General features: G+C 44.7%; 24 protein-coding genes. 8 read left to right on the forward strand and 16 right to left on the reverse strand.

Features of this window, described 5'->3' with window-relative positions; all coding sequences use genetic code 11:
• The first annotated feature begins 292 nt into the window (after positions 1-292).
• Both H532_RS20250 and H532_RS20255 read left to right on the forward strand, forming a co-directional pair.
• Complete coding sequence (locus H532_RS20250) at positions 293-415, forward strand: YfhE family protein (protein WP_155994987.1); 123 nt, start codon at positions 293-295, stop codon at positions 413-415.
• A 15-nt stretch (positions 416-430) separates the two neighbouring features.
• Complete coding sequence (locus tag H532_RS20255; RefSeq protein ID WP_155994988.1) at positions 431-586, forward strand: YfhD family protein; 156 nt, start codon at positions 431-433, stop codon at positions 584-586.
• An 83-nt stretch (positions 587-669) separates the two neighbouring features.
• Here H532_RS20255 and H532_RS0105965 read toward each other — a convergent pair whose 3' ends face one another.
• From H532_RS0105965 to H532_RS18025, 5 genes are all read right to left on the reverse strand, one after another.
• Positions 670-1,776, reverse strand: coding sequence for an ABC transporter substrate-binding protein (locus tag H532_RS0105965; protein WP_027724734.1), 1,107 nt, complete (start codon positions 1,774-1,776; stop codon positions 670-672).
• A gap of 20 nt (positions 1,777-1,796) precedes the next feature.
• Positions 1,797-2,609, reverse strand: coding sequence for an ABC transporter ATP-binding protein (locus tag H532_RS0105970; RefSeq protein ID WP_027724735.1), 813 nt, complete (start codon positions 2,607-2,609; stop codon positions 1,797-1,799).
• 22 nt (positions 2,610-2,631) lie between these two features.
• On the reverse strand, positions 2,632-3,456 hold the full coding sequence (locus H532_RS0105975; RefSeq protein ID WP_027724736.1) for an ABC transporter permease: 825 nt from the start codon (positions 3,454-3,456) through the stop codon (positions 2,632-2,634).
• A 787-nt stretch (positions 3,457-4,243) separates the two neighbouring features.
• Positions 4,244-5,020, reverse strand: coding sequence for a delta-lactam-biosynthetic de-N-acetylase (pdaA, locus tag H532_RS0105980; protein WP_027724737.1), 777 nt, complete (start codon positions 5,018-5,020; stop codon positions 4,244-4,246).
• Between the two features lie 301 nt (positions 5,021-5,321).
• Entirely contained in the window at positions 5,322-6,167 is an 846-nt protein-coding gene (locus tag H532_RS18025) for a YfkD famly protein (protein WP_081412339.1), read from the reverse strand.
• Between the two features lie 422 nt (positions 6,168-6,589).
• Between H532_RS18025 and H532_RS0105990 the strand changes: the two genes are divergently transcribed.
• Positions 6,590-7,375: a YhfC family intramembrane metalloprotease gene (locus H532_RS0105990; RefSeq protein ID WP_027724738.1), complete on the forward strand. Its 786-nt coding sequence runs from the start codon at positions 6,590-6,592 to the stop codon at positions 7,373-7,375.
• 177 nt (positions 7,376-7,552) lie between these two features.
• On the opposite strand, the gene H532_RS0105995 is transcribed toward H532_RS0105990, so the two are convergent.
• The gene (locus tag H532_RS0105995) at positions 7,553-7,933 is read right to left on the reverse strand and encodes an OsmC family protein (RefSeq protein WP_027724739.1); all 381 of its coding nucleotides are present in this window, start codon (positions 7,931-7,933) and stop codon (positions 7,553-7,555) included.
• A gap of 118 nt (positions 7,934-8,051) precedes the next feature.
• On the opposite strand from H532_RS0105995, the gene H532_RS18030 reads away from it, so the two are divergent.
• Positions 8,052-9,239 carry an MFS transporter gene (locus H532_RS18030; RefSeq protein WP_038111666.1) on the forward strand — a complete coding sequence of 396 codons (1,188 nt, stop codon included), beginning with the start codon at positions 8,052-8,054 and terminating at the stop codon, positions 9,237-9,239.
• A gap of 50 nt (positions 9,240-9,289) precedes the next feature.
• The gene (locus H532_RS0106005) at positions 9,290-9,733 is read left to right on the forward strand and encodes a TlpA disulfide reductase family protein (RefSeq protein WP_027724740.1); all 444 of its coding nucleotides are present in this window, start codon (positions 9,290-9,292) and stop codon (positions 9,731-9,733) included.
• Positions 9,734-9,765: 32 nt separating this feature from the next.
• Here H532_RS0106005 and H532_RS18035 read toward each other — a convergent pair whose 3' ends face one another.
• The 7 genes from H532_RS18035 to H532_RS0106050 form a co-directional block, all read right to left on the reverse strand.
• A complete protein-coding gene (locus tag H532_RS18035; protein ID WP_245566420.1) occupies positions 9,766-10,221 on the reverse strand; it encodes a VanZ family protein in 456 nt (151 codons plus the stop codon).
• Between the two features lie 677 nt (positions 10,222-10,898).
• On the reverse strand, positions 10,899-12,479 hold the full coding sequence (locus tag H532_RS0106020; RefSeq protein WP_027724742.1) for an FMN-binding glutamate synthase family protein: 1,581 nt from the start codon (positions 12,477-12,479) through the stop codon (positions 10,899-10,901).
• 35 nt (positions 12,480-12,514) lie between these two features.
• Positions 12,515-14,155 carry an acetolactate synthase large subunit gene (locus tag H532_RS0106025; protein ID WP_027724743.1) on the reverse strand — a complete coding sequence of 547 codons (1,641 nt, stop codon included), beginning with the start codon at positions 14,153-14,155 and terminating at the stop codon, positions 12,515-12,517.
• A gap of 82 nt (positions 14,156-14,237) precedes the next feature.
• Positions 14,238-15,068, reverse strand: coding sequence for a YihY/virulence factor BrkB family protein (locus tag H532_RS0106030; protein ID WP_038111668.1), 831 nt, complete (start codon positions 15,066-15,068; stop codon positions 14,238-14,240).
• Positions 15,069-15,093: 25 nt separating this feature from the next.
• Positions 15,094-15,885 (reverse strand): YtxH domain-containing protein, encoded by a 792-nt coding sequence (locus tag H532_RS19505; protein WP_051263173.1) that lies wholly within the window; start codon positions 15,883-15,885, stop codon positions 15,094-15,096.
• Between the two features lie 201 nt (positions 15,886-16,086).
• Entirely contained in the window at positions 16,087-17,220 is a 1,134-nt protein-coding gene (locus H532_RS0106045) for a conserved virulence factor C family protein (protein WP_027724745.1), read from the reverse strand.
• 13 nt (positions 17,221-17,233) lie between these two features.
• Positions 17,234-17,713, reverse strand: a complete 480-nt coding sequence (locus H532_RS0106050; RefSeq protein ID WP_027724746.1) for a low molecular weight protein-tyrosine-phosphatase — start codon at positions 17,711-17,713, stop codon at positions 17,234-17,236.
• A 90-nt stretch (positions 17,714-17,803) separates the two neighbouring features.
• On the opposite strand from H532_RS0106050, the gene H532_RS0106055 reads away from it, so the two are divergent.
• A complete protein-coding gene (locus H532_RS0106055) occupies positions 17,804-18,265 on the forward strand; it encodes a BsuPI-related putative proteinase inhibitor (protein WP_027724747.1) in 462 nt (153 codons plus the stop codon).
• A 154-nt stretch (positions 18,266-18,419) separates the two neighbouring features.
• Positions 18,420-20,216, forward strand: a complete 1,797-nt coding sequence (locus H532_RS0106060) for a M3 family oligoendopeptidase (protein ID WP_038111670.1) — start codon at positions 18,420-18,422, stop codon at positions 20,214-20,216.
• Between the two features lie 431 nt (positions 20,217-20,647).
• Here H532_RS0106060 and H532_RS0106070 read toward each other — a convergent pair whose 3' ends face one another.
• From H532_RS0106070 to H532_RS0106080, 3 genes are all read right to left on the reverse strand, one after another.
• Entirely contained in the window at positions 20,648-22,624 is a 1,977-nt protein-coding gene (locus H532_RS0106070; RefSeq protein ID WP_027724749.1) for a TRAP transporter permease, read from the reverse strand.
• Positions 22,614-23,072 (reverse strand): DUF1850 domain-containing protein, encoded by a 459-nt coding sequence (locus tag H532_RS0106075; RefSeq protein WP_245566417.1) that lies wholly within the window; start codon positions 23,070-23,072, stop codon positions 22,614-22,616. The genes H532_RS0106070 and H532_RS0106075 overlap by 11 nt, the downstream gene beginning before the upstream one ends.
• Before the next feature lie 123 nt (positions 23,073-23,195).
• Positions 23,196-24,140, reverse strand: coding sequence for a TAXI family TRAP transporter solute-binding subunit (locus tag H532_RS0106080; RefSeq protein WP_027724751.1), 945 nt, complete (start codon positions 24,138-24,140; stop codon positions 23,196-23,198).
• Between the two features lie 284 nt (positions 24,141-24,424).
• Here H532_RS0106080 and H532_RS0106085 point away from each other — a divergent pair, with 284 nt between their 5' ends.
• Positions 24,425-25,786 carry an RsmB/NOP family class I SAM-dependent RNA methyltransferase gene (locus H532_RS0106085; protein ID WP_027724752.1) on the forward strand — a complete coding sequence of 454 codons (1,362 nt, stop codon included), beginning with the start codon at positions 24,425-24,427 and terminating at the stop codon, positions 25,784-25,786.
• Positions 25,787-25,819: the final 33 nt, after the last annotated feature.

The raw sequence follows: 25,819 nt of genomic DNA on the forward strand, positions 1-25,819 counted from the left end.
TCTCAGGCCGGCGGCTTTTTCTTTAAAAACGGCTATTGTCATCAGCTATCCGCTAGCGCTTATACATCCCCATTGAGTCGAGCCTAGTTCAACCTCACCCTCCCCACTCTATTGGTTAAAGGGCAACACGCCGATTTTTGACGAAGGTTGACAATCACTTTTAATTCGTCCTGACGGCTTGTTCCCATGTTTAAAAATGTCGCTTAAGGTCATGACTATTAGTGTAGCCGCTACCCGAACCATTCTCTCTCCATTGTACCATACCTTACTTTTTTAAAAGGAGGAAGCGTCCTTGGCAAAAAAGCCGAACAGTCTGCGTGAAAATTCCCCGTTAAATAAAGCCCAATCCGTTTTATATCAAAGGGAATTCAAACGAGCGGATCGCATCTACGAGAAACAAAAGTTTTCGAAATGATGGGAGGTAATTGGCATGAGCGCTAAAAAAAGAAAGAAAAATAACAATGAGGATCAAGATCTGCCCATTGCCCGAGCACAGGATATCCGCTATTCATTACCACTGGATGAGGATGATTGGGAGGCGCGCGCCCGAATGGAAGCGGCCGACCACAGAGCACAAAAAAAGTAATATTTCCCGGAAAATAATGTGAAAAGACGTCGAAAAAGTGCAAGGGGCCCTCAAAACAGAAGGCCCCTCTATAAATAATTAACCTACTTATATTCACCAAGTATCTCCACAGCTTTTTCCGCTAACGAGGTGTCAATGGCTTGATTGAAATCGACATCGCCAACGATACCTCCGCGAGACTTATACCATTCGTATTGCTTTTTAATATCATCCACAAACATTTTGCCATTCGGATCAAGTCCGGTTACCCCGACTTTTTCCCATTGTTTCGGATCTTTTAGGGCTGTGTATTTCGTCATGATTTGAATAATCTCGTCTTTATTTTTATTTTTCATGAAGGCATCGTTATAATCCCTTACGCCTTTAAGATAAGCGAGCATAAACCGGATGGCAACATCTTGGCGCTTCTCAAGGAAATTCGGTGAACTTAAAACCATCGCAATTTGCGCTTTTGGCGCATAATCCGTCGCATCTTTAAAACGGACGTGTACACCCTCTTCTTCACCTTTGGTAATAAGCGGTTCGATTTGCAAGGCGGCGTCAATGGAATGACTCTTCATCCCGGCTATCATATTGCCGAAATCAGACATCAAGACAAAATGGACATCGCTGCGTTTTAAACCGGCATAATTAAGCATTTGTTGAAACATGTAATCATCTACGGCATTTTTCGTTGAGACGGCGACTTTCAGCCCTTTAAAATCCTTATAATCCTTCACTTTGTCCTGTAGATCTTTTCGAAGGACAAATGAAAAATACGACGCGCCGGGAATATTGTGCCCCTTATCGGCAATCATTTTGACATCGATGCCTTGAGCGATGGAGTTAAAGAACGATGCCGATGAAATCCCGCCGGCCACATCAATTTTTCCCGCGGCAAGCGCTGGCAGCATGTCATCACTGTTCGAGAACGTCGCATATTTCACATTTATATTGTAGTCTTTAAAATACCCTTTTTCTGTTGCGACATAAAATCCCGCACCAGATGCCGCCCCATCTTCAGCGATGACGACCGTTTCTGGTTTTTCAAGCGGCGGAAGATCCCCATTTACCGCCTTAATGTTATTCAGTTCCTTTTTCTCTGTTTGCTTTTCACTTGTCCCTTGTTTTTCAGCTTGCGAACTACATCCGGTAATGGCAAACATCAACAAGGGAATGATCATCAGAGCCATAAAGACCCGTTTAAACATTCGCTTTCTCCTCGCTTTATTTAATAAACTTCATTTGGTAAGCTTGTGGTTGCCCCTTTTAAATTTCCGTTTACGGCTTCTTGCAGATGCTTCCAAATATCTACAAATTCCTTGCCCATTTTCGGGTTGGAACGAACACTGGCAATTTTTCTTGGCCTCGGTAGATCAATGATTTTTTCACGAACGATCGTGCCGGGTTGGGCGCTCATGAGCAAGATGCGATCACTGAGTAAAAGCGCTTCGTCAATGCTATGTGTGATAAAAAGGACTGTTTTTTTCGTTTCTTCCCAAATGGACAATAGTTCCTCCTGTAAAATGTATTTGTTTTGCTCATCAAGCGCTGCGAAAGGTTCATCCATCAGGAGAATTTCAGGGTCATTGGCAAAGGCACGCGCAATGCTAGCTCTTTGTTTCATACCACCGGAAATCTCTGAAGGATAAAGTTTTCTGAACTCCCATAATCCTACTTTCTTGAGGTAATAGTCGGTCCGTTCTTTCGTTTCATTCTTGGGGGCGTGGCGCATGCGCAAGCCAAACGCCACATTTTCCTCGACCGTCATCCACGGAATAACGCCTTTTTCTTGAAAGATCATGGACTGCAGCGGTTTATTTCGGTCACCGTGTATCATTTCGTACGATCCACCGCTCGGTTTTTCCAGTCCGGCCAATATTCTAAGAAGCGTGGTTTTGCCGCACCCACTCGGACCGAGCAGGCAGACGAATTCTCCATTTTTCACTTCAAAATTAATATCTCTGATGGCGTGGACACTGCTATTTTTCCTGAAAAATATTTTTGACAATTGATGGACGCGAATTTTTATATCTGAACTCATCGTCGGACCTCCTTAAAGATGTTTATTTTTGCCACGGTATCAATCTTCTCTGAAGAAAACGAAGCAGTATTGAGAAGAAATAACCGAAAAACGAGATGATGACGAGGCCGACATACATGCCCTTCAATATAAAGGCTTTATAATCCATCCAAATCAAATAGCCGATGCCGGAATTGGCGCCGATCATCTCGGCGGCCACGATGGTTAAGAGGGCAATGGCCTGACCCATTTGAATGCCCTCCATCATAACGGGCAATGACCCCGGTAACGCGATTTTAAAAAAGTAATCTTTGGATTTTGCCCCATAATTTTTGGCCACGTCCACAAAAATGGGATCGATGTTACTCACTCCGGCGGCCGTGTTGATACATACTGGAAAGAAGACACTGCCGGCAATTGTGACCATCTTGGAAAAATCGGTAATCCCGAAAATGATGATAATGATCGGCATCAGCGCCAACGTCGGAATGGGCATTAACGCCATGACGAGCGGCTGAAAAGTGTAGCGAACCGGCTTATACATACCGATCAATAGACCGAGAAGAATGCCCGGAATAACGCCGAGAAAAAATCCGCCGAGAATCCGATAAAGGCTGATCATCACGTGGCTTGATAGATTTCCGTTGACAGCTAAGTGAACAAATTCAACGATGATTGTAGACGGCGGCGGGAAAAACCGGGGGTCAATCAGAGCGGTGCGCGACAGCACTTCCCAAAGCGCAAGAATGGTAATCGGCGAAAAAAGCGTGAGCGTTCGATAGTAATTTTGCTTTTTCTGGCTCTTCTCCCATTTCTTCCTCTCGTAAGCGACTGGTTGACTTGCCGCCATAATGACTTCTTTCTCCATGTGCTCACCCCTTCGTTAAAACATAAAAAATCTGCATCATCCTACATTCGGTCCACAGAACGGTAAAGAGTACGGTATCAAGGAACCTTCTCCCTTCAAGGTTCCTAGTCAGGCCTTTTTGGCATCCTCAGCCATCCGTCTCTATCCATCGCCCCGTATTCAAACGTTGCAAAAGCATGACGGCGTTTTCCTTAGTAACAATCAAGCTACCCCAAGTCGAAACGATGCGAAAGGGACGCCCACGGCGGAATCCCTTTTGATGGCATCATATGCACAAATGCCTATAGCGTGACATTCGCCCAAAAGGTTTTGGCACAAACTTTCGTGTTTCTATGGTCAAACATTCCTTGAACAACTTTTATCGTGAATGTCAATATTTCTGTGGATATGTGGGTAAGTTATCAAATTCCCCTCTATGACTCATATGGCCATCTGGATAATTTTTGTGGATGATTTTCAGATTCTCTGTGGATAATGTGAATAAATCACAGGAATTGCGGTTACAAAGGGGATTTTTGTGCATAACTTTGTGGATAATGTTTATAAAAATACTTGGCTCTGCGAAAAAATTTTTGCTCCCCCATCCTTTTAGATGACAGAGCCTTAGTTCCACTAATGTGGGTCTAATAAATAGTATCTCTATCCTTATGAGAACTAGCCTCTTTTTCCACAGAGGCTTAGCGTTCATTTTCCGCTCGCCGGAAAAATGATATTCTGGTTTGTCGGTATAAAAAAATTAAGGTCGATTTAAGAAGCCAGGACGCCCCTGAAACTTCTTAAGTCGACCTTACCAATGGAGGTTTTGTGCATGCTTGTGTACCATCAAGTCATCCAGACTTTTAAAAGTATAACCTTTCTTTTTGAGATCCTCGATGACGTTTTCTAACGCTAAAGCATTATCTTTGGAGACCGTATGCAAAAGCATGATGGCACCAGGGTGTACGCGTTTCATAATGCTGTTATACGCAAAATCGGCTCCCCTCTGCTGATTCGTCAACCAATCTCGATAAGCAAAAGACCAAAAGACACTGGTGTATCCAAGCTCATCAGCCAATTTCAAGGACCGCTCGCTGAACGTTCCTCTCGGTGGCCGCAAATACTTCATATCTTTTCGTCCGGTTAAAGCCGTATAAGCTGCTTCTAATTTTTTGATTTCCTCTTTATAGCGCTCATCACTAATCTTAGAAAGGTCCGGATGCCCCCAAGAATGGTTGCCGACGATATGCCCTTCCTTTACCATGCGCTTGACGAGATCCGGTTGGGATTTAATATAGTGGCCGGTGATAAAAAAAGCAGCAGGCACCTTTTCCCTTTTCAAAATATCCAGTACATCATCGGTATAGCCGTTTTCATAACCGCAATCAAAAGTCAAATAAATGTTTTTCTCGTTCGGATCACCTATCCAGATGCCATGATATTTATTTAACAAGGCCTCGTATTCGGGCTCGGTTGTTGCCGGTTGGTTATTTTTGCTCGGTTTAAAATACCAATCCGCAGCATATGCCCATTGCGGCCCAGCTAACAAAAGCCCGAAAAGGACGGCCAGTAAACATGCCTTCTTCATTCAGCACCCTCCTTCAATAGTAGGATGCCTTTCCTGCCCTAAAAATATGTGATGCCTCGTCGACGATGTCATATTATTGCTGCTTTAGCACGGTCACTGCTTACTTCCTATCATTTCTTCCAGATTATGGAGCGTCTGCTCATATTCGCAGCTCTTCCTGCTCAAAATTGAGCATAAATGCGATTTTTGCGCATTTTCAATGACAATCTGCCTTAAAATTGCGCATATACTCCAGTTTTTTACATATTTAGGCTTGGTCAAGAATAAAAAAGAAACTCACCCATCGGTGAGTTCGGAGTCTTTATTTTGTGGAAAAGTAGCGCAAGGAGATGTAATCTTGTACGGGCATCCAGGCTCCAATTCCTTGTTGCGTAATATTTTTTACGTCAATTTTTTTCTTTCCGCCATCTAAAACAAGGTACACTTCTCCGTATGTGACTTTTCCTTTTTCATTGACTGCAGGGACATATCCGTAAAGATGACCAACTTTCTTCGGTTCGACATGGTAGACGCGGTCGATTTTGGTTCCATAACCGACGACCGTTGAAAACCCGATGGGAAGCTCAGTGTTTTTGGAAGCTTCCATTAACATTAACTTTTTCACTTCTTTTTCATTCGGAACGCTAGCCGTCAGACCGCCTTTGACGTGGACTTGGCGTTCTTGGCGATAGCTAAGCGGCTGCATTTGATTGCCACCACGGTTGTCGATTCGGTTTTCATTAACCTTCTTGTATTCCCAGTTAACGGTCGTTTTGCTTGATGTATAATTTAGTGGCCATTTCCCGAGAAAAATACGAGCATGATAACCAATGGAAAGCTTTGATGGATGAATCGTGGATTCGTTTAAAAGACGGATTAACGTCGGATTTTCGATCTCCACATTCGACGACTCGAGAAGCGATCGTGTTAAAGGGCTCGGTTGCAGTTCCGGTTCATTTTGCTCTGGATTCGGATAAGTATTTTCTTTTGATATATCAACCGTGGACTGAGGCACTTTAGTCGGTAGCGCCTGTCGCTTTTCTGCTGGTGGTTTTTGAGGTATTGGCTTTTTCGCTTCGGTTTTTGGCGGTGTTTGTTTTTCGCTCGCATGAACCGGCGACACACCGATGATCATCGAAAGTAGCAGTGCTAAAAGGATCCTGAGCATGGTTTGAACCTCCTTTATTAGGCCGTAATATTTTCCGACTCATACCGCTTGTCTGGATCATTCCTATTTTTTTCGGCGGATTAAAAATTTATCCATGCAGGAGGTCCGCTTTGACGCTAAAAATCATCGAAACTTAGTCCAATATGTGCACGGCGTGACGTTAATTCCTCACACTATTCAAATGAAAAGCTATCCATTTTTAAAATACTTCACCTGTAAAACACAGGCGGTGAATTCGACAAGATAAAAAGCATGGTCATTTTAAGTTTATCCGATAAAAAGATGGTATGATGGATATAGTGAAAAGTAAAAATCCGAAATTGTTTGCCGGACACATGCGATATACAATATTCTTTGTCATGAAAAATCCGGATAGGCATAGCAATGAGGATTTGAAACTTATTTTTCGAGGAGGAAGTGAAGTGGTCAGTTCCGCGTCTTACGCTGGCATGATCGTCGATTTTATTTTGGCATTTGGGTTTCCGCTGGTATTACTCATCCTTTTTAATAAAAAAGGAGTGTTGTCCTGGAAGCCACTTACGATTGGTATCTTCGTCTTTATCATTTTCTCGCAAGTACTTGAAAAACTGCTACATGCCCTTATGATTGCCCCTGGGGGAACAACACTAAAGTTTACACCAAGTCCATGGGCTTTCGCGATTTATGCCGCACTCGCAGCCGGCGTTTTTGAGGAAATTGGTCGATACATAGGTTTGAAGTGGTTTTTTAAGGAAAAACCAAGATACGGGGATGGGCTGTCTTTAGGCCTTGGGCATGGTGGAATGGAGGCGATTCTCATCGGCGCCTTTTCCGCGGTGTACGCCATGATTTTTGCTCATATGATCAATACGGGGCAACTCCCGGACCTACATTCGCAAATTTCGCAAGCCCGGCTTGAAGACATCAAAGCGCATTTTATCCAACAGGGCTTCGGGACATATGTCATTGCCGGGGTTGAGCGGGTCGTCGCCCTTATCATTCAGATCTTTTTAGCGTTAGTCGTCTCGCTATCCATCCTTCGAGGAACGTTTAAATATGTCCTCTATGCGATTGGCCTTCACGTTGTTTTCGATTTCGTCCCCGCTTTACATCAAGCAGGCATCGTGCAATCTTTATGGGCAACCGAAACCGTTGTGATCCTTCTAGGGATTATTGCTGCTGTCATGATTTTCCGATTAAAACCCGCATTCGATTCGACGAAATCATAGAAACGTCTTCTCGACCAGTCAACCTGTTCATATTGGATAAACTTTGTGGGTGTATCAAAAAACTTGAGGTGTAAAAAAAGCCGTCTCATTTAGGTAATGAGGCGGCCTTTTTGATGAATTTGCCGTAAAAATTAATAAGTTTCCTATAAGTAACGTAAAAAGGCGAACGTCATGCCTTTAAATCATTTCAAATGACTCTGTGATTTCGATCGCATCTTGTACCGATTGCACCATCGAGCAATGCTTGCGCGTCAGCTTCATGATTTTTTCCATCTGTGCGCCATCCAAACCTTCTGCCTTCACGGAAAAGGTCAAGTGGATTTTCTCAATGCGATCGGCTTGATCTGGATTCCGCGTCACATCAGCCTTTATAATAAGATCTTCCAATTTCATGCGCTTCTTTGCAAAAATCTTTTTCATCACGGTACCACTGCAGCCAGCAATGGAGGCGACCATGAGTTGATACGGACGAAAACCGTATTGTTCGTCCGATGAGATCGTCAAAGTCCCAAAACCTGTTTCTGTAATATAGGCATTATCCTGCAGGCGAATTTCCATTGATCCACATCCCTTTCCTGAAAGATTTATAGCGAATTCCATGAAATTTTCGTCATTCCTCGGTATAATTATAAATCATACTTTTGCGAAAGCGAATCTACAGCATGGAGTACAAATCATGACAGCATTACAATTCCCGTTGTATCGGTTTATCGTTTTGGTCGGGGCCGTCTTTGTTTCCGGCGCATCCCAAGGTATGCTCCTACCATTATTATCAATACTATTAGAAGAAGCCGGAACCTCCGCCGCCCTTAATGGGTTTAACGCTTCGGCGCTTTATATCGGGGTGATGCTTGCTTCCCCCTTTATTGAAAAACCGATGCAAAAATACGGATACCGCCCGGTTTTATTAATTGGCCTGCTTTCGGTCGGAAGCGCGCTTTTTCTCTTTCCGGTTTGGAAAGCCTTTTGGTTTTGGTTTTTTCTTCGTGTATTGATCGGTATTGGCGACAATATGTTGCATTTCAGCGCACAAGTTTGGATCATGGCGGAAAGCCCTAATCGTAAAAAAGGTCTGTTAGTCGCGATTTACGGTTTATCATTCGGCGTTGGGTTTGCTGTTGGGCCGCTAATGACCAGGCTCGTTCAATATGGTATATATTGGCCTTTTCTCGTGACAGGGCTGGGCTGTATGGTATTTGTCATCCTTGGATGCTTCCTAAAAAACAGCTTTCCCAGTCTGGACTCACAAAGCGCCCGCACCAATCCGTTGCGGCGTTATAAAAAAGCCCTTTTCCTTTGTTGGGGCGGGCTTTTTGCTAGCTTCGCTTACGGTTTCTTAGAAGCGTCCTTAAACGGAAATTTCCCGGTTTTTGCCGTGCGAAATGGGTTTTCCGTCAATACCATTTCTGTACTTCTGCCAATGTTTGTCGTCGGCAGCTTATTAACGCAAATTCCGCTTGGCGCGCTTGGCGATAAAATCGGCAGAAAGAAATTAGTGCCTGCTGTGACCTTCATCGGCGGTTTAAGTTTTATGTGCGCCGTCTTTTTTGCCAATTCCCCTTTTGCTTTAGCCATTGTTTTTTTGATTTCTGGCATGTTTGTCGGTTCTCTTTATTCAATGGGTATGACATACATCAGCGACCTCTTGCCGCCGTCGCTTTTAGCAGCAGGAAATATTCTTGCTGGCATCGCCTATAGTATCGGCAGCATGTGCGGTCCGTCTGTCGGTGGGTTTTTTATCAATAGCTTTCGCGGTGGGATCTTTTTTGTCGCCATTGCCGGCGTGCTGTTTCTTACGTGTATGTTTTGTTTGCTACAAAAGCCGTTCGTTGCAGTTGACGAACATGAGCGCGTTAATTTATAATAACGATAAAATAATAATGATTATAAATAGCATGCAAAGGAGTGCCAGCCATGCGATTACATGCAGAAATGCCCGAACTAACAGGCGAAACCACATGGTTAAACGGTCAAGTATCAAAATCCGACTTGATTGGCGAGAAGCCAACGCTGATTCATTTTTGGTCGGTGAGCTGCCATTTATGTAAGGAAGCAATGCCGAAAGTCAATGAATTTCGCGATCAGTATAAAGACAAGTTGAATGTCGTTGCGGTACATATCCCGCGCTCGGAAGCCGACTTAGATATAGAAAAAATAAAAGAAACGGCAGAGCAATATAACATCACCCAACCGATTTTTGTCGATAATAACTTGAAACTTTCCGAGGCATTCGAAAACGAATATGTTCCCGCCTATTATGTCTTCGATGCTAAGGGCGAACTTCGCCATTATCAAGCCGGCGGTGACTGCATGAAATTGCTCACTAAACGCGTCAACCGGGTTTTAGAAAGCAAATAAAATCAAAAGGAGCGGTCATGTTCGGCCGCTCCTTAATACTTTCTATACTTATATAAAACGAAGGTGTAAGCGTGATGAACGATTTTAAATGTCAGCCAACCAAAGACTGCGCCCAACGTGTTTAAAAAAATGTCATCAACGTCAAAAATCCTTTCGGCAAATTCGTATTGGCAGATTTCAATAATCAGGCTAGTTGAAAATGCCAATGGTAAACATGTCCGAAAAGCGCGCAGCGGTTTATAAATTGTCGGCAATAAAAAACCGAGCGGGAAGAAAAGAACGACATTGCCCAGCACATTTTTGGCAAACAGCCAAGGATCTCCGCTTTCAAACATTAACTTAATGCTATCAAAAAAAACTAAATTCACGGACTTACCATAAACATAGTAATTATATGTAAACAAGGTGACATATAAGAGGGTAAAAAAATAAGTCCAAAACAGTCCCGCACAAAAGCGTTTTAATCGTTTTCTCAGTAGTGGCATCATATCGATCAACAGCGGCACCTTCTTCATGAGGTTCATTGGTGGGGTTTATTTGCGGAAGACACATTGACAACCCTACGTTAATCTTTATTATAAACAAGTCCCTCCCCTCATTTCTACCTCGTAATAAAGTTGTAAAAATCGACTATTTTAAAAATGATTTTTTCCATATTTTGGGACGTATGCGTATTTTCGTGGCTCTCCCACCTCAAAATTGCGCAGAAATTCATTTTTTGCGCATTTTCATGCCGCTTCTGCCTAAAAATTGCGCAGATGCTCCAGTTTTTTACATATTTAACCTCTGTTTTTCCAAATTGTGGAGCGTATGCGCATTTTTGCGCCGTCCCCTGCTTAAAAATGAGCATAAATTCGTTTTTTGCGCATTTTCTTGCCGCTTTAGCCTTAAAATTGTGCAGACGCTCCAGTTTTTTACATATTTAACCTCTGTTTTTCCAAATTGTGGAGCGTATGCGCATTTTTGCACCGTTCCCTGCTTATAAATGAGCATAAATTCGTTTTTTGCGCATTTTCATGCCGCTTCTGCCTAAAAATTGCGCAGATGCTCCTATATTTTACAATTTTAGCTGTCCATGCATTTAGACAAAGCTGCCACCTCGTTACCTTAATTCTGGTCAGAAGAATTTCCTTCAAGTATAAAAAAAGACCGCCAAAAGCGGTCGTTAAGAGATTTCTTGTAAATAATGATCAAACAGTTGGTCCAGCGAATAAATGCGGCCTTTATCGTCCTGATACGCAACATGCGAGGCATTCAGCTCAACAGGAGAGCTGACGCCTGCAGCTGCCGCCGTTGTAAAAAGGCCTTCACGCAATGTTAACAGGTAATTCAATACACGATATTGTTTTTCTTCGATAACAAGCGCCTTTTGCAATTTTGGGTCGGTTGTTGCCACGCCAACCGGACAGGTGTTGGTATGGCAACGCTGCGCCATGATGCAGCCTACGGTCATCATAAACGCCCGAGCAATATTCACGAGGTCAGCCCCCATGCCAAGGGCAACAGCGATGCGGTCAGGTGTAAACAGTTTCCCGGAGGCGATAATTTTCACCCTGTCTCGGACACCGTACTTTATAAGCGTCCGATGAAGCAACATGATCGCCGGCTTAATCGGTAGCCCCACTGAATCCGCCAACTCCTGATACGTTGCTCCCGTGCCTCCTTCTGAGCCGTCTACAGTGATGAAGTCTGGCCCTTCCCCCGTCTTTTTCATAAAATCGGCAAGAGATTCAAGATCACTGACGTTGCCTACCACGATTTTAATACCTACGGGCAGTCCCGTCACTTCACGTATTTGAGAGATGAACTGAAACATCGACGGGATGTCGTGAAACTCCTGAAAGCGGTTGGGGCTGTCAGCCGTTTTCCACGGTTCAAGCTTTCTAATTTCTGCAATTTCCGGAGTGACTTTGCTTCCTTCCAAATGTCCGCCCCGAGTTTTGGCACCTTGCGCGAGTTTCAGTTCGATCGCTTTCACTTGCGGAATCTCTGCTTTTCTTTTCAACTCTTCAAAATCCATTTTACCGTCTTTGGTGCGGACACCAAAGAGCCCCGGGCCGATTTGCAGGATGATATCGACACCCCCTTTAAGATGGTAGGGGGATAAACCACCTTCTCCCGTGTTCATCCAAGTGCCTTGAGCCATCCCAAGACCGTTAGAAAGCGCGGTGATTGCCCGGTTTCCAAGGGCCCCGTAACTCATGCCGGACATGCCGATTTGTCCTCGAACAACAAACGGGTTTCGACAGTTCGGGCCGATGACGATGGCATCTTCTTCGGTTAAAAGCCACGGTTTGGCTTTTGCATCGATAAATTGCTCTTTTCTTTTAAATAAATCATCATCAATAATCTTATATTTTTTGGTGTCAATAAGAACGGTGTTATCTACGCGCATCTCTTCTCGCTGCTTCGGAAACATGGCATTTCGAATAAAATAACCCTCTCGGTCGAAGTCCCGCTTGGAGCCAAAACTGATCATATTAGTTTGATATTTCGCCGGCAACACAACATTTTGATAATCTTCTCGAGAAAACGGCTTTCCCTCTGTATCATGGTCAAAAAGATATTGCCGCATTTCAGGTCCGATTTTCTCCAAAATATAACGGACTTTTCCGAGAACCGGGTAATTTCTGAGCACCGCATGTTGGGTTTGCTTCGCATCAAAAAGGTATAAATACAGAAAAAAGGCGAGCGGCACGAGAATCAGTAAAATGATAATAAAAAGCTCAAGGGCAATGCCTGTCATGGATTGTTTCTCCTCTCCCAGAAAAAATTTTTTATTTAAAAATTACAATCCAACTGAGCGAGTCTCTCTGTAAGTCTCATGTTTTCCCCATAATCCACTGGACATTCGATGACAACAGGACCGTCTGCTTCTAGCGCCTTTTTTAAAATGCCTTGCAAGTCTTCGGTTTTCTCAACTCTCACACCTTTTGCACCAAAGGACTCCGCAAGTTTTACAAAATCCGGATCACCAAAATCGATATGAGAAACCCTATGATATTTTCTTCGCTGCTTCCATTCAATTAAGCCATAGCCGTGATCCACCCATATGAGGATGACGATGGGTAAGCCTTTCCGGACAGCGGTTTCCAATTCCATCCCTGTCATCAGAAATCCACCGTCACCGACGACGGCGACAACCTTTTTATCGGGCATGGCCAGTTTTGCACCAATAGCTCCTGGAACAGCCACCCCCATTGATGCCAACCCGTTGGAAATTAAACAAGTATTTGGCTGGTAACAATGGTACATGCGCGCCATCCACATCTTATGGGCGCCAACATCGGAAATGACGATATCATCTGGGCCCATCACCATTCTGAGGTCATGAACGATTTTTTGTGGTTTAACCGGGTAATGGGTGTCATCAGCAAAAGAGTGGAATTCATCCAATATTTTTTGGCGGATTTTCTCAATACCCGGCTGACTATTATCCCGAGCGGCAACGGCTTCGGTTAACAACCGTAAATTCTTTTTGATATCACCAATTACACTTTCGGCAACTGGATAAGAAGCATCGACTTCAGCATTTTGGGTATCAATGTGGATTACTGGAATTTTACCGCTTTTGTCCCAACGCGTTGGCGGCACTTCGGCCATATCATAGCCGACAACGATAAAAAGGTCAGCCTTTTCTGCCGCACAACTTACGTAATCTTTATCAGTAAGGCCAATGGTCATCAAACTGAGCGGATGCTCCCATGAAATCGCCCCTTTTCCCATAAACGTCTCGGCGACGGGCGCTTTGAGTTTTTCTGCCAAAAGCACGAGTTCAGATGCAGCATTCATGCGCGTCACACCGTTACCAGCGATAATCATCGGCCGCTTCGCTCGATCGATGCGATGAGCGGATTGTCTAATGCTGTTTTCAGTAGCGGCCGGGATGTCGTTATCAGCAATCGAGAGCGTATCAGTATTTTGAATTTCAAGATCAGCAACATCTTCTGGGAGTTCCACATATGCTGCGCCGGGTTTTTCCTCCGCGGCTACTTTAAAGGCCTTGCGGACAATTTCGGCGACGGTCTGAGGTGTCGAGATACTGGCACTCCATTTGGTCACCGGTCGGTACATCGATACCAGATCATACGCCTGATGGGATTCTTTGTGGAGACGGTTTAACCCCGCCTGCCCGGTAATGGCGACGAGCGGTGTCCGATCCATGTTGCCTGTGGCCACGCCTGTTAGCATATTCGTTGCCCCGGGTCCGAGCGTTGCCAGGCAAACCCCAGGCTTTCCGGTTAAGCGTCCCATAATACCCGCCATAAAGGCTGCTCCAGTTTCGTGCCGCGTGGTGATAAATTCAATGTCCGATTGCAAAAGCGCATCCATCACGGCGATGTTTTCCTCTCCAGGTACGCCAAACATATATTTTATACCTTCATTTTCCAAACATTTCACAAAGAAATCTGCCACGCGCATTTTGTTTTAGACACCCCTTTCGTTCCTTAGTTTTATCATTTCCTCAAAAACATTTCGGAAAACTATCCCCCTCCCCGAGTGGTCAATCCGACATTTTTTTGCTGAAGCGAAGAGCGGCATTGATTTCCCCGCCAAGGATGAGAATAAATCCGGTGATGTAAAACCAGATCATTAATACGATGATGCCACCGAGCGTCCCATAGGTTGCTGAAAAATGGGCGATGCGATCTACATAAAACGAAAAAGCGAGCGAGGCCACTTGCCATCCGGTAGCCGCAAAGACCGCCCCAACTATCACTTCTGAAAAATGCAAGCGCTTATTCGGGGCAAATAAATATAGACAGGCAAAGACGACAATGATGATTAGAAAACTAAAAAGAAGCCGGAAAAAGTCGAAGATGGAAATGATTTTTGGGTTGACGTGAAAATGTGTGACGAGTAGCTTGCCGATGAGAGGGCCAAAGACATTTAAAGCAAGCGCAAGAATAATGACAAAGATCATCGCAAAGGTAAGTAAAATTGCCAAGCTTCTTGCGACAATAAACGAGCGGTTTTCTTCCACCCCATAAGCTTTGTTCAAAACCCTTATAACAGCCATGATGGCCGTAGAAACGGGCCAAATCGTGGCGATAACACTAAAGGAGAGCACTCCTGTGTTTTTTGTAAAAACACTTTTCAAATTCGCCTCGACAATATCCATAAATTCAGTTGGCGCATAACGCCCGATAAACGCTAAAACATCCTTTTGGTCGATATCTATGTAAGGCAAAACAGAAAATGTGAAAATGAGGAAAGGGAATAGCGACAGCAGAAAGAAATAAGCGAGCTGTGCCGCTAAATCAAAAACCCTATCCTCATTGATTCTTTTTATTAACATTTTAAAGAAATAAATGGCAGGACTTCGTTTCCCCATCATCATGCCTCACTTAAAAACTTGATTAGTATTCATAACCGGAGAGCTTTGAACGAGTTGCTTTCGGCTTTGCCGTTTTGTTGGCAGAAGCCGGCGTTTGATCCTCCTTCGCAAAAGAAGCGGCATTCATGTTTGACATCGTGGTGGTTTGAGTGTCGGAGGTTATGCCTTTGTCGGTGGTTTTATTGGCGGTTGCGGTCTTGGGCGTTGACGTCGTGTGACCAGAGGCCCCCGCATGAAGCGCTGTCGGGGTACTCTTCGTCTCCGTTGTTTTCATCTGGACCTTCGTCCCGGACGGCGTATTGTGAACGTATGATGTCTCGGTCTTTTTGGCGGTTGCCGTCGTCTGCGGCATGCCACTCGCTGCCGTTGTAGATGACGTTATGCTTTGGGTATTCGCAGTTGCTGTACCAGAAGGCAGGACATTCATTGCATGAGTTGATAAAAGCCCTTGGCCTGAGTGACGTATTTTTTGCGTAATTTCACTCAGTTCATTCCCCGCTTCCATGACATATTTATACGCTTGAGTAGAACTTTTGGTGGCATAATTCACTTTTTCAGCCATTTGTTTGACATCTTGGGAAACTTCCTGAGCGGTCATTCTCAAATTATTGGCCGTGGACTTCACGTAGTTTGAAACAGCCTGCGGATTCGTCCTTATGGTTTGCAGCAACGCCTTACCGCCGTTTGCTGCCGCATTCATACCCTTTTTGATGGATTGCCGCGTCGCCCGGTCAAATAGGGAGACAAAAGCCCCCAACAAACCACCGATCATCATGAATTTGCCGAGTTTGCTCCTTTGGTATGTCGCCGTCATTTTGTGTCCCCCTTATCCTTTTGTAACCACTTGTAGCTAAGCCGGTTACTTTCATAGTTTGAACCAATGCCATGCGGAATATAAACGTTCCGCTGCCGTTCTAAAATGTTCGCACACAGGTTTTTTTTACCGCAAGAGGCGAAAAACGGTTGAAAAGGTTCTTTCAAGACTTTTTTCCGTTGGATTAGGGGACAAAAACATTTACCGCTCGCGGCGGGCTTCCGTCATTTGCTTCCAAACCGAGCCTTTGGCTTCGGAGCCGCCGCGGATGCGCTCTAGTGCCATTTTCACTTGCAAGGCGACTTCAAATTCAGGATCATTTTGTGCCTCCTCAAGTGCCGGGAGCGCAGAGGCATCGCCAACTTCATAAAGAAACATAGCGGCTCGCCAGCGAACAATTTTACTTGGGTCTTTAAGCGCCTTTATCATTTCCGGAATGGCCTTTGGATCCCCAAGATCCGATAAAGCATCTCCAGCCGTCCGGCGCACGGTTACGGTTTTATCATGAAGCGCTTCATACAAATAAGGAAGCGCTTTCGGATCTTCCAACATTCCTAGATAGACGGTCGCCAAGCGGCGGATCGCGACTTTTTCATCGCGAAGCGCTTTTGCTAGCACTGGCAGATCTTCCACTTGCGGGTCCATGCGCTCAAGTGCTGCATAACGCTTTCGCCAATCCGGGTCATCCAGCATTTCAAGCGTCACCTTTTGAAACGGAGAGTTTTCCTTATTAGATGCCGGCTCTCCCTGAATAGCCCGCTTGACTAAGTCGTCTAAACGCTCCTGGTCATAAGCTGCGGATATTTCCTCCAGCAAATCTTTTTCAATGTCTTCAACCTCGCCGTACCTTGGCGACTGTTCTTCCCAGCGCCTTTCCAAGATGATGTTCGTTGCTGCCGCTTGTGCCGTCATAATCGCTTCCATAAAACGGTCGGGCAGCCCGACGCGAATTTCTTCGCCATCCGCTAACAGCTTGATTTGCATTGGGATGCCTCGAAACTTCTGAATAAATACGCGGACTTCTCCAAAAGCTTCCTCGTGCGCGTCCTCCGCTTTTTCGCTGGAAGGTTTCTCATCTTCCTCCCCAAAGACTTGGCGAACAGCCCGAAGAATCACTTCCCATTCAGCTTTTGGGAAACGCTCCAAGGCAATAAAGTTACTTACGCGATAAAGGCCTTTGACACCGTCAATATTTAATAAATCATGGAGTATGCCAATTGCGTCATTTTTGTTTTCTTGAGTGAAATTATAGCTCGTTCCCATCGGCAGCGTTTCACTGACTGTCAGCTTCATGGAATTTGGGCTCGGCGTTGGTTCGATGGACAACAATTTCACGTCAATTCCCCCCTTACGATGCGTTTAATTTTTCTTTATCTTTAATATGATGTAGTAGAGCCTCTGAAGCCCGGCGAATCAAATTGTACACATACTCGAAATTCCCCGTGTAGTACGGGTCGGGCACTTCCCTAATATCCTCATCTGGTAAAAAATCGAGCAAAAGATGTATTTTATGTGCATCATTTTTACCGGCTAATGCTTTAATATTGCGGACATTGCTTTCATCCATCGCAATAATATAATCATTTTCCCTGATGTCTTCCTCGGTTATTACTCGTCCGATTAACCCTTCTGTAGGAATATGATGTTTCCTTAAAATGCTCAGTGTCCCTTCATGTGGTGGTTCTCCAACATGCCAATTGCCGGTACCAGCCGAATCTACGCTTATATAACGGTCTAATTTGGCTTTTACCGTAAGATCCCTAAAAACAGCTTCAGCCATGGGGGAACGGCAGATATTTCCCAGGCAAACAAAGATGACTTTAATCAAAAAGATACCCCCTTCATTTATAAACAAACAAAAATGTATAGCCATCATATTATGGGCAACCTAAAAATAAAAAAGAAAGGACGGCCACCATTGCTTAAATATTTCTTCTTTACTTTCTTTATTATCATAACAATTGGTTACGGAATCGCCAACTATCATGAGCCTACAGAATCGCATGCCGCCAGTGTGACGAGTGGACATGGGATTGTCGCAGGAAGTGTCGCGCCGATGTTAACTGTGGAGCAACAAGGAAAAGACGTCATTTTGCATTTCACAATTATGAATCAAACCGAGCACTCGGTTAAATATACGTTTCCGACATCCCAGCGGTTTGACTATATCATCACCAGTCCATCTGGAGAAGTTGTTGAGAAATATTCCGATGGCCGAATGTTTGTCCAATATGTGAGCACCCTGACCTTAAAACCGGGACAATCCTTATCCTATCACCCGATCGTTAAAAACTTGGAAAAAGGGGATTATCTTGTGACATTTTGGCTTACGGCTAAAGAAGACACATTTAAAACAACCGCGGCTTTTACCATTAAATGAGAAGCTGATCGGAAAAGCCTCTTACATTGACACCTCCTGGCCTTATCCCTCAACCCACTCGGCGGTTTACTGACTCTTCTCCATCTAAAGACATTTACGAATCCTTCTGCTATACTGAATGTAACTCGGCAGAAAAAAAGAGGAGGGAGAGCTGGTGGCCGATACTTTTAATCCTACATGGAACCTTGACCGCATCTTCAGCGGCGGAAGTGAATCCGCATCATTTCAAACGTTTCTTTCCGACTTACATACGGACATTGAAAATTTCTATGCAGAATTAACCCAGACCGAAGCTCCTGAGGAGGATGAACAAGCCCGTGGGTGGCTTGGCGTATTAGATCGGTACGAAGACCTTGCCAAAAGGCTTCGCGAAGCTTTTGCTTTTATCGAATGCCTGAGAGCCCAAAACATGCACGACCATAAAGCAGATGAACTGGGAAATCGCGTGCAAGCATATGATGCGCGTTTCCAATCCTGTTTGACATTACTGAAAGCCCATATCAGCGCGATTCCAGATCTCGCCTGGGAAAAACTTTTGACTGATAACGAAAAAGTGAAAAACATTCGCTTTCCATTAGAGGAAATGCGCCGGCATGCAAAGGAACAGCTTCCCGCTGATCAGGAGCGGATCATCAATGAACTTTCCGTCGATGGCTATCACGGTTGGAGCGCGTTATACGACACCGCCGTCGGGCAAATGACGATTGATTTTAACCACCCGACAAAAGGCCAACAAACTCTATCGGTCGGCCAATTGGCCAATTTGCTTACTGATTCTGACCGTAACGTTCGTGTAAAAGCTTTTGCCGCATGGGAAAGCGCTTGGGAGAAACAAAGCGCCTATTGTGCAGCCGCTTTAAATCATCTCGCCGGGTTCCGGCTCAGCGTCTATAAACAGCGCCAGTGGGAAGATGTGCTTAAAGAGCCGCTTGACATCAACCGCATGTCAAGAAAAACATTGGAAACAATGTGGGAGACGATCACGACTTACAAACCGCGGCTTGTGAAATACTTACAGCGAAAAGCAGAACGCCTCGGTGTTGAAAAACTCGCTTGGCATGACGTAGAAGCACCGCTTGTTACCAATGCTGAAAAAGTGTCCTATGAAGACGGCGCAGCTTTCATCATCGAGCAATTCAGCACATTCCACCCGAAAATGGGTCAATTTGCTGAGCAAGCCTTAAAAAATCGTTGGGTGGAAGCAGAAGACCGTTCAGGGAAACGCCCTGGCGGCTTTTGCACCAGTTTTCCTCTGACAAAAGAATCGCGCATATTCATGACCTACAGCGGCACACCTGATAACGTGTCAACCTTGGCCCACGAGTTAGGCCATGCCTATCACCAAAGCGTCATGAATGACATTCCTTATTTGAATCAAGACTATGCGATGAACGTCGCAGAGACTGCCTCGACATTTGCGGAGCTTGTCGTAAGCGATGCAGCCATCAAAGCGGCAAAAACGGAGGAAGAACGTCTTTCCCATCTTGAAGATAAATTGCAGCGCGCCGTTGCCTTTTTCATGAATATTCATGCCCGCTTTTTATTTGAAACGCGGTTTTACGAAGCACGGAAAAAAGGCCTTGTTAGCATTGATCGTTTAAATACGCTTATGCTTGAAGCGCAAAAAGAAGCTTATTGCGATGCCCTTGACAGCTACCATCCGACTTTTTGGGCGTCAAAGCTACACTTTTACATCACGGATGTGCCGTTTTACAATTTCCCGTACACGTTCGGGTATTTGTTCAGCATGGGCATTTATGCAAAGGCTCTGGAAGAAGGCCCAGCTTTTGCTCAAAAATATGATGCCCTCCTGCGCGATACCGGCTCCATGCGCGTCGAAGATTTAGCCAAAAAACATTTAGGCGTCGATCTCGAACAGCCTAAATTTTGGCAATCGGCGTGTGAGACGGTTTGTCAAGATGTTGATCGTTATCTTCAATTAACATCATGACTTTTTCAGCTATACTGAGTGAAGAGAGGGTCTAGATTATCCACCTAAATGCTCAATGGGAGACTAGCATCGGAAAAATCGCCCGAAAATTTTCCTACAGCTTTCCAGTATCAAAGGCATTAGGATCCGCTTTTGGCATTTTCGCCAAAAGCGGTTCATTTGTCGCCTTCCACCGGCCGTTTTGATACGCAATCGGAAAAAGCATATCATTTCCGCGCCCAAACAGCCCTAAAATGATACGCAATCCGCTGAATTGGCATTTTTTAGGTCACACTTTTAGCTCTTTTCGCCAAAAGCGTATCATTTTGACCCGGAGTTTTGTTGCACGGATCAAGCATGTTCTCACTTTGTTTTTCGTTGTCGTAAACCTTCGATTTTATTTACAGAAAAACCGGCCGAATCCCACCGTGGAGAATCAGCCGGTTTTTTTATTAGGCATTAACAGCCTCCATTTGGCCCTTACCTTCATTTTTTCCTTTAGAAAGATATTGGAACAGAAGTAACGCTACAAATAAGCCTAAACCAATCATGTCGGAAAAATTCTCGGGATAAATCAAGAGTACACCCGTGATGACGGCAATGATGCGCTCGATCCAGTTAATTGGGCGAACCCAGTAACCGATCATGCCTGCGCCGATTGCAATCATCCCCAAGAATGAGGTAATGATGACCCAGATTGTATATGCCCATGTCGTATCAATCATCATTAAGGCCGGCGAGTAAACGAAAATATACGGTATGATAAAGGCCGCAATGGCCAGCTTAGAGGCATCCACACCTGTTCGTATCGGCTCACCGCCGGAGATTCCTGATGCGGCAAAGGCAGCCAAGGCGACGGGCGGGGTAATGTCCGCTATGATACCGAAGTAGAAGACGAACATGTGCGCCGATAATATCGGAACACCTAGCAAAATCAACGCCGGCGCAGCAATCGTCGAGGTAATAACATAGTTTGCCGTTGTTGGTGCCCCCATTCCAAGAATCAAGGAGGCAATCATCGTAAATAAAAGGGTTAAGAATAAAATGCCGTGGGAAAGATCCACTAAGCCATTGGCTAATTTTAACCCGAGTCCGGTCGACGTCACGACACCGACGATGATCCCGGCAGCGGCACACGCTGTTCCAACCCCGAGTGCAGAGCGGGCACCATCCATGAGCGCCTCAATAAGCCCTTTTATGCCAAGGCGTGTCTCTTTGTTTAAATACCCAGCAATGATGGCAAACACAATGGCCCATAAAGCAGCTCTGGTCGGACTGATGCCGGTTGTCATCATGAAGATCATGGCGATTAAAGGAATGAGTAGGTGAAGTTTTTTAAGAATTTCCTTTAAGCTTGGGACTTCTTCTTTTGGTAATCCTCTCAATCCGACGCGCTTTGCTTCAAAGTGCGTCATAATCCAAATGCCGGCAAAATACAGACAGGCAGGAATGGCGGCCGCTTTTGCGATATCCCAATAACTAATACCGCGACCGATAAACTCTACCATTAGGAAAGCAGCGGCGCCCATGATTGGCGGCATCAGCTGTCCGCCGGTAGATGAAGCGGCTTCTACCGCACCGGCAAATTCTTTCCGGTAACCGAGTTTTTTCATCATGGGAATGGTAAAAGCTCCAGATGTCACGACGTTGGCAACCGAACTTCCGCTGATTGTCCCTTGAAGGGCACTGGAGAATATGGCGACTTTAGCCGGACCGCCGATGCGTCGCCCAGCAATGGCCATCGCTAAGTCATTGAAATATTGGCCGACGCCGGTTTTATCAAGAAAGGCGCCAAACAATAAAAATAGGAATATAAAAGTGGATGATACCGCAAGCGGTGTCCCCAATATGCCTTCAGTCGTAAAAAACATTTCTTGGCTCAGTTGTTCCAAATCAAATCCTCTGTGCGCCAAAAAGCCCGGCATATAAGGACCGAAGTATGCATATAAAAGAAAAATGACGACGATAGTAGTAATCGGGATGCCGACAACTCGGCGAGCCGCTTCCAACACCAATAAAATAGCCATAAAACCTACAGTTAGATCAAGCGGTGTCAATAAGCCGACACGATTGACCAATCCATCAATATTTATTGGCCAGTATAGGGCGACGGCTACGGATAGTATTGACAATACCGCATCATACCAAGGGATTTGAAACCTTCTCTTTTTGCCGCGTTGCTTTTTTGTAGCGGGATACAACAGATAGACCAAGGATAACAAAAACCCTAGATGGATCGTACGTTGAATATAAGCGGTAAACACACCGAAAATTGCCGTATATAATTGAAACAAGGAAAAGCCGACTAATAATATCGCCGTGATCCAAAATAAAACGCCGTTTAGTTTGCGATACCCGGCTTCCACATCATATTTAGCGAGTATTTCATTCATCTCTTGTTCTGTTAGTTGTTCAAATTTATCTGCCAATTATATTAACTCCTTTCATCATCTCCCAGAGGTTGATTTTTCGAACTTTCATTCGCACCCATGTCCCTTCTCCGGTAAAATCCGCAATTCTATAAGATTTCCCTTTAAAAATGAGCGTATGATTGGCGACGACTTGACCGACTCTTAAATCGATATAAGGAAAAACCCGATGCATATTGGAAATAATATACTTATTTCCTTTATGCGTAAAAATTTCGTCACCGATCGCATTATTAGGCATTCCAATGCCAAAACGCTCATACGTCTCTTTTGTTTGGACAATCTCGTTTTTTTCATTGACATAGTAGTCTTCAATGACGGGTGTTAAGTGCACGGAGTGTGTGTATCGAATTGTAAAGCGATCTTTTATTTTTATGCCTAAATAGGCCATGATTTTCCCTTGATTTTGGTACTCAAAGACTAATGCCTCTTTAAATGGAATAAACAAACTTACGCCTATTATGACTAAAAGAAAAATAATAGGAAGCCATATTTTTCCGCTTTTTTTGATTGCAATCATAAAGGAAAGACCGGAGAGAATTCCCCGGTCCGCACCATCCCTTTGGTGCATTTATTTTAATAACCCTTTTTCCTTGAAGTATTTCTTAGCACCTGGATGCAAGTCAATGCCGACGCCATCCAAGGCATTCTCAGCGGAGATGTAGGACTTCTTGGCATTCGTTAATTTATCAACGTTTTCAAACAATGCCTTCGTAATGTTGTAAACAGTATCCTCATCCAAATCACTTGAAGCGACAAGCATCGCTTTAACCGCTGTCGTTGGCACATCCTGACTTAAACCATAAGTCCCGGATTTAATAACGTCTGTGGCATAGTACGGGTATTTCGCTTGCAATTCTTTTACTTTATCTTCGGGAATTGGAACAATATTGACTTGTTTTTCAGCGGATAACGCTTCAACCGCTCCGGTCGGAGCCCCACTCGTAATAAAAGCAGCGTCGATGTTACCGTCTTGGATGCCGCTTGTGGATTCGTCAAAATCTAAATGTTTGGCATCGATATCATCAAAAGTCATGCCGTAAACCTCTAAAATTTGTTTGGCGTTAGCTTCCGTACCGCTGCCTGGTGCGCCGACAGAAACGGTCTTACCTTTTAAATCCTCGACACTGTTAATGCCACTGCCTTGCAGAGTGACAATCTGAATCGTTTCGGGATACAAGGTCCCAATGGCTTTCACCTTAGTGACTTTTCCTTTGTTGAACATTAATTCACCATTTACGGCATAGCTGGCAATATCGGTTTGAGTAAAGGCCAAATCGGCATCGCCCTTTTGAAGCGTTTGCATATTTTCGACGGAAGCACCAGAAGTTTGTGCCGTAATATTCAAATCGGCTGCTTTGTTGATGACTTTGGCAATTTCACCACCCAAAGGATAATAGGTCCCCCCAGTACCGCCGGTGAGTAGGCTCAGCTGTTTATTCGCTTTATTACAGCCGGAAATGGCAAAAATTAAGCCTAATACCAAGGCGACAGATAAAATGGCAAATTTTTTCACACTTATCCCCCCGATAAAATAGTATTTTTATATAAATTTTTAATAATACCGAAATTAAAGAATGCGTAAGAATGATGATAGTTTTTGGTCTGCAGACGTTTGAATTGTTATCTCAGAGGTTTTTTTACTTTGCGGTTTTTTATGAATAGTTTCAATAACTGAGAAGAGTATACTATTTTTTTATTTTCATAGTCAAGACTTCATCGGAAAGGTTCGACATAATGCAACTTTCAGTCCTTTCTCCCCTTTGGGTATAATAGAAAACATGTGAAAGGAGACTGACCATGGTTTTACCAAAACAATATGTCGAACGAATGGAAATTATGCTTGGTGATGAGGTCCACGATTTTTTAAATACATATTGTGACCCAAAGCAGACGGCACTCCGGATCAACACTTTAAAAGTTGACATAGACGCTTTTACAAAGCTCGCCCCTTTTGAGCTTGAGCCAATCCCTTTTTGTCCGACCGGTTTTTATGTAAACGAGACCGATGCGCCGGGAAAACACCCTTTCCATCAAGCCGGCCTTTACTACATTCAGGAACCAAGCGCGATGTTTCCGGCAGAAGTTTTAGATCCGCAACCTGGGGAAACGGTGCTCGACCTCTGCGGCGCTCCTGGTGGAAAAACGACGCAAATCGCCGCAAAAATGCATGATACCGGTCTCTTGGTAACCAATGACATCAACACCAAGCGGGCAAAAGCCTTATCCGAAAACGTCGAGCGTTTGGGCATCACACAGGCTATTGTCACAAATGAAACGTCGGAGCGCCTAGCCGAAAAATTCCCCGGTTATTTTGATCGTATTTTAGTGGATGCGCCGTGTTCCGGTGAAGGGATGTTCCGAAAAGACCCTGAAGCGGCCGAATACTGGTCACCAGAACATGTCCGCGAATGCGCTGTTTGGCAAAAAAATATTTTAGAGCACGCGTATCGCATGTTAAAACCAGGCGGAACCCTTGTATACTCGACCTGCACGTTTGCCCCGGAAGAAAACGAAGCCCAAATCGATCAGTTTCTCTCTCGCCATCAAGACATGACACTCATGCCTATAGAAAAACCAGCTGGTGTGGAAGGGGGACGTCCGGAATGGTCGCCGCGTCAGCTTCCGGAACTGGCGTTTACGGCGCGTCTCTGGCCCCACCGTATAAAAGGGGAAGGGCATTTTGTCGCCAAAATGAGGAAAAACGGCAAAGACGATTCGCAGCCAGCAGCCTCCGTTTTCAAACGCCACATTAGCCAGAAACAACTCAAAGATTACCACGAGTTTGAAGCGCAATTTCTTAATGTGCGCCTTCAGGGACCGATGTTTTCGCAAAATGATCAAGTCTTTTTATTGCCGGACAAAGCCCCTGACTTGAGCGGCTTCCGCGTGCTGCGTCCTGGTCTTCACCTCGGCACACTCAAGAAAAATCGTTTTGAACCGAATCACGCGCTAGCCATGACGTTATCACCCACTGATGTCAAACACCACATCGCTTTAAATGATGCCGAGATTAAGAAATATCTGCGCGGTGAAACGCTCTCAACCGGTGGTGATCGCGGATGGGTTTTAATAACCGTCCATGGCTTTTCGCTCGGGTGGGGAAAAGAAGTTAAAGGGACCTTGAAAAATTTTTACCCAAAAGGTTTGCGCATTATGTAAAAACACACAGACTTTTAGCGTCGGGTGCCATGC

Origin of the sequence: Tuberibacillus calidus DSM 17572, from assembly GCF_000430685.1 — a bacterium.
In the GTDB taxonomy this organism is placed as follows: Bacteria; Bacillota; Bacilli; order Bacillales; family Sporolactobacillaceae; genus Tuberibacillus; species Tuberibacillus calidus.

Excerpts from the sequence above, each read along its gene's own strand:
- H532_RS20255 (WP_155994988.1), top strand. The coding sequence starts at position 431 with ATGAGCGCTAAAAAAAGAAAGAAAAATAACAATGAGGATCAAGATCTG.
- H532_RS0105965 (WP_027724734.1), bottom strand. The coding sequence starts at position 1,776 with ATGTTTAAACGGGTCTTTATGGCTCTGATGATCATTCCCTTGTTGATG.
- H532_RS0105970 (WP_027724735.1), bottom strand. The coding sequence starts at position 2,609 with ATGAGTTCAGATATAAAAATTCGCGTCCATCAATTGTCAAAAATATTT.
- H532_RS0105975 (WP_027724736.1), bottom strand. The coding sequence starts at position 3,456 with ATGGAGAAAGAAGTCATTATGGCGGCAAGTCAACCAGTCGCTTACGAG.
- pdaA (WP_027724737.1), bottom strand. The coding sequence starts at position 5,020 with ATGAAGAAGGCATGTTTACTGGCCGTCCTTTTCGGGCTTTTGTTAGCT.
- H532_RS18025 (WP_081412339.1), bottom strand. The coding sequence starts at position 6,167 with ATGCTCAGGATCCTTTTAGCACTGCTACTTTCGATGATCATCGGTGTG.
- H532_RS0105995 (WP_027724739.1), bottom strand. The coding sequence starts at position 7,933 with ATGGAAATTCGCCTGCAGGATAATGCCTATATTACAGAAACAGGTTTT.
- H532_RS18030 (WP_038111666.1), top strand. The coding sequence starts at position 8,052 with ATGACAGCATTACAATTCCCGTTGTATCGGTTTATCGTTTTGGTCGGG.
- H532_RS0106005 (WP_027724740.1), top strand. The coding sequence starts at position 9,290 with ATGCGATTACATGCAGAAATGCCCGAACTAACAGGCGAAACCACATGG.
- H532_RS18035 (WP_245566420.1), bottom strand. The coding sequence starts at position 10,221 with ATGATGCCACTACTGAGAAAACGATTAAAACGCTTTTGTGCGGGACTG.
- H532_RS0106020 (WP_027724742.1), bottom strand. The coding sequence starts at position 12,479 with ATGACAGGCATTGCCCTTGAGCTTTTTATTATCATTTTACTGATTCTC.
- H532_RS0106025 (WP_027724743.1), bottom strand. The coding sequence starts at position 14,155 with ATGCGCGTGGCAGATTTCTTTGTGAAATGTTTGGAAAATGAAGGTATA.
- H532_RS0106030 (WP_038111668.1), bottom strand. The coding sequence starts at position 15,068 with ATGGGGAAACGAAGTCCTGCCATTTATTTCTTTAAAATGTTAATAAAA.
- H532_RS19505 (WP_051263173.1), bottom strand. The coding sequence starts at position 15,885 with ATGACGGCGACATACCAAAGGAGCAAACTCGGCAAATTCATGATGATC.
- H532_RS0106085 (WP_027724752.1), top strand. The coding sequence starts at position 24,425 with ATGGTTTTACCAAAACAATATGTCGAACGAATGGAAATTATGCTTGGT.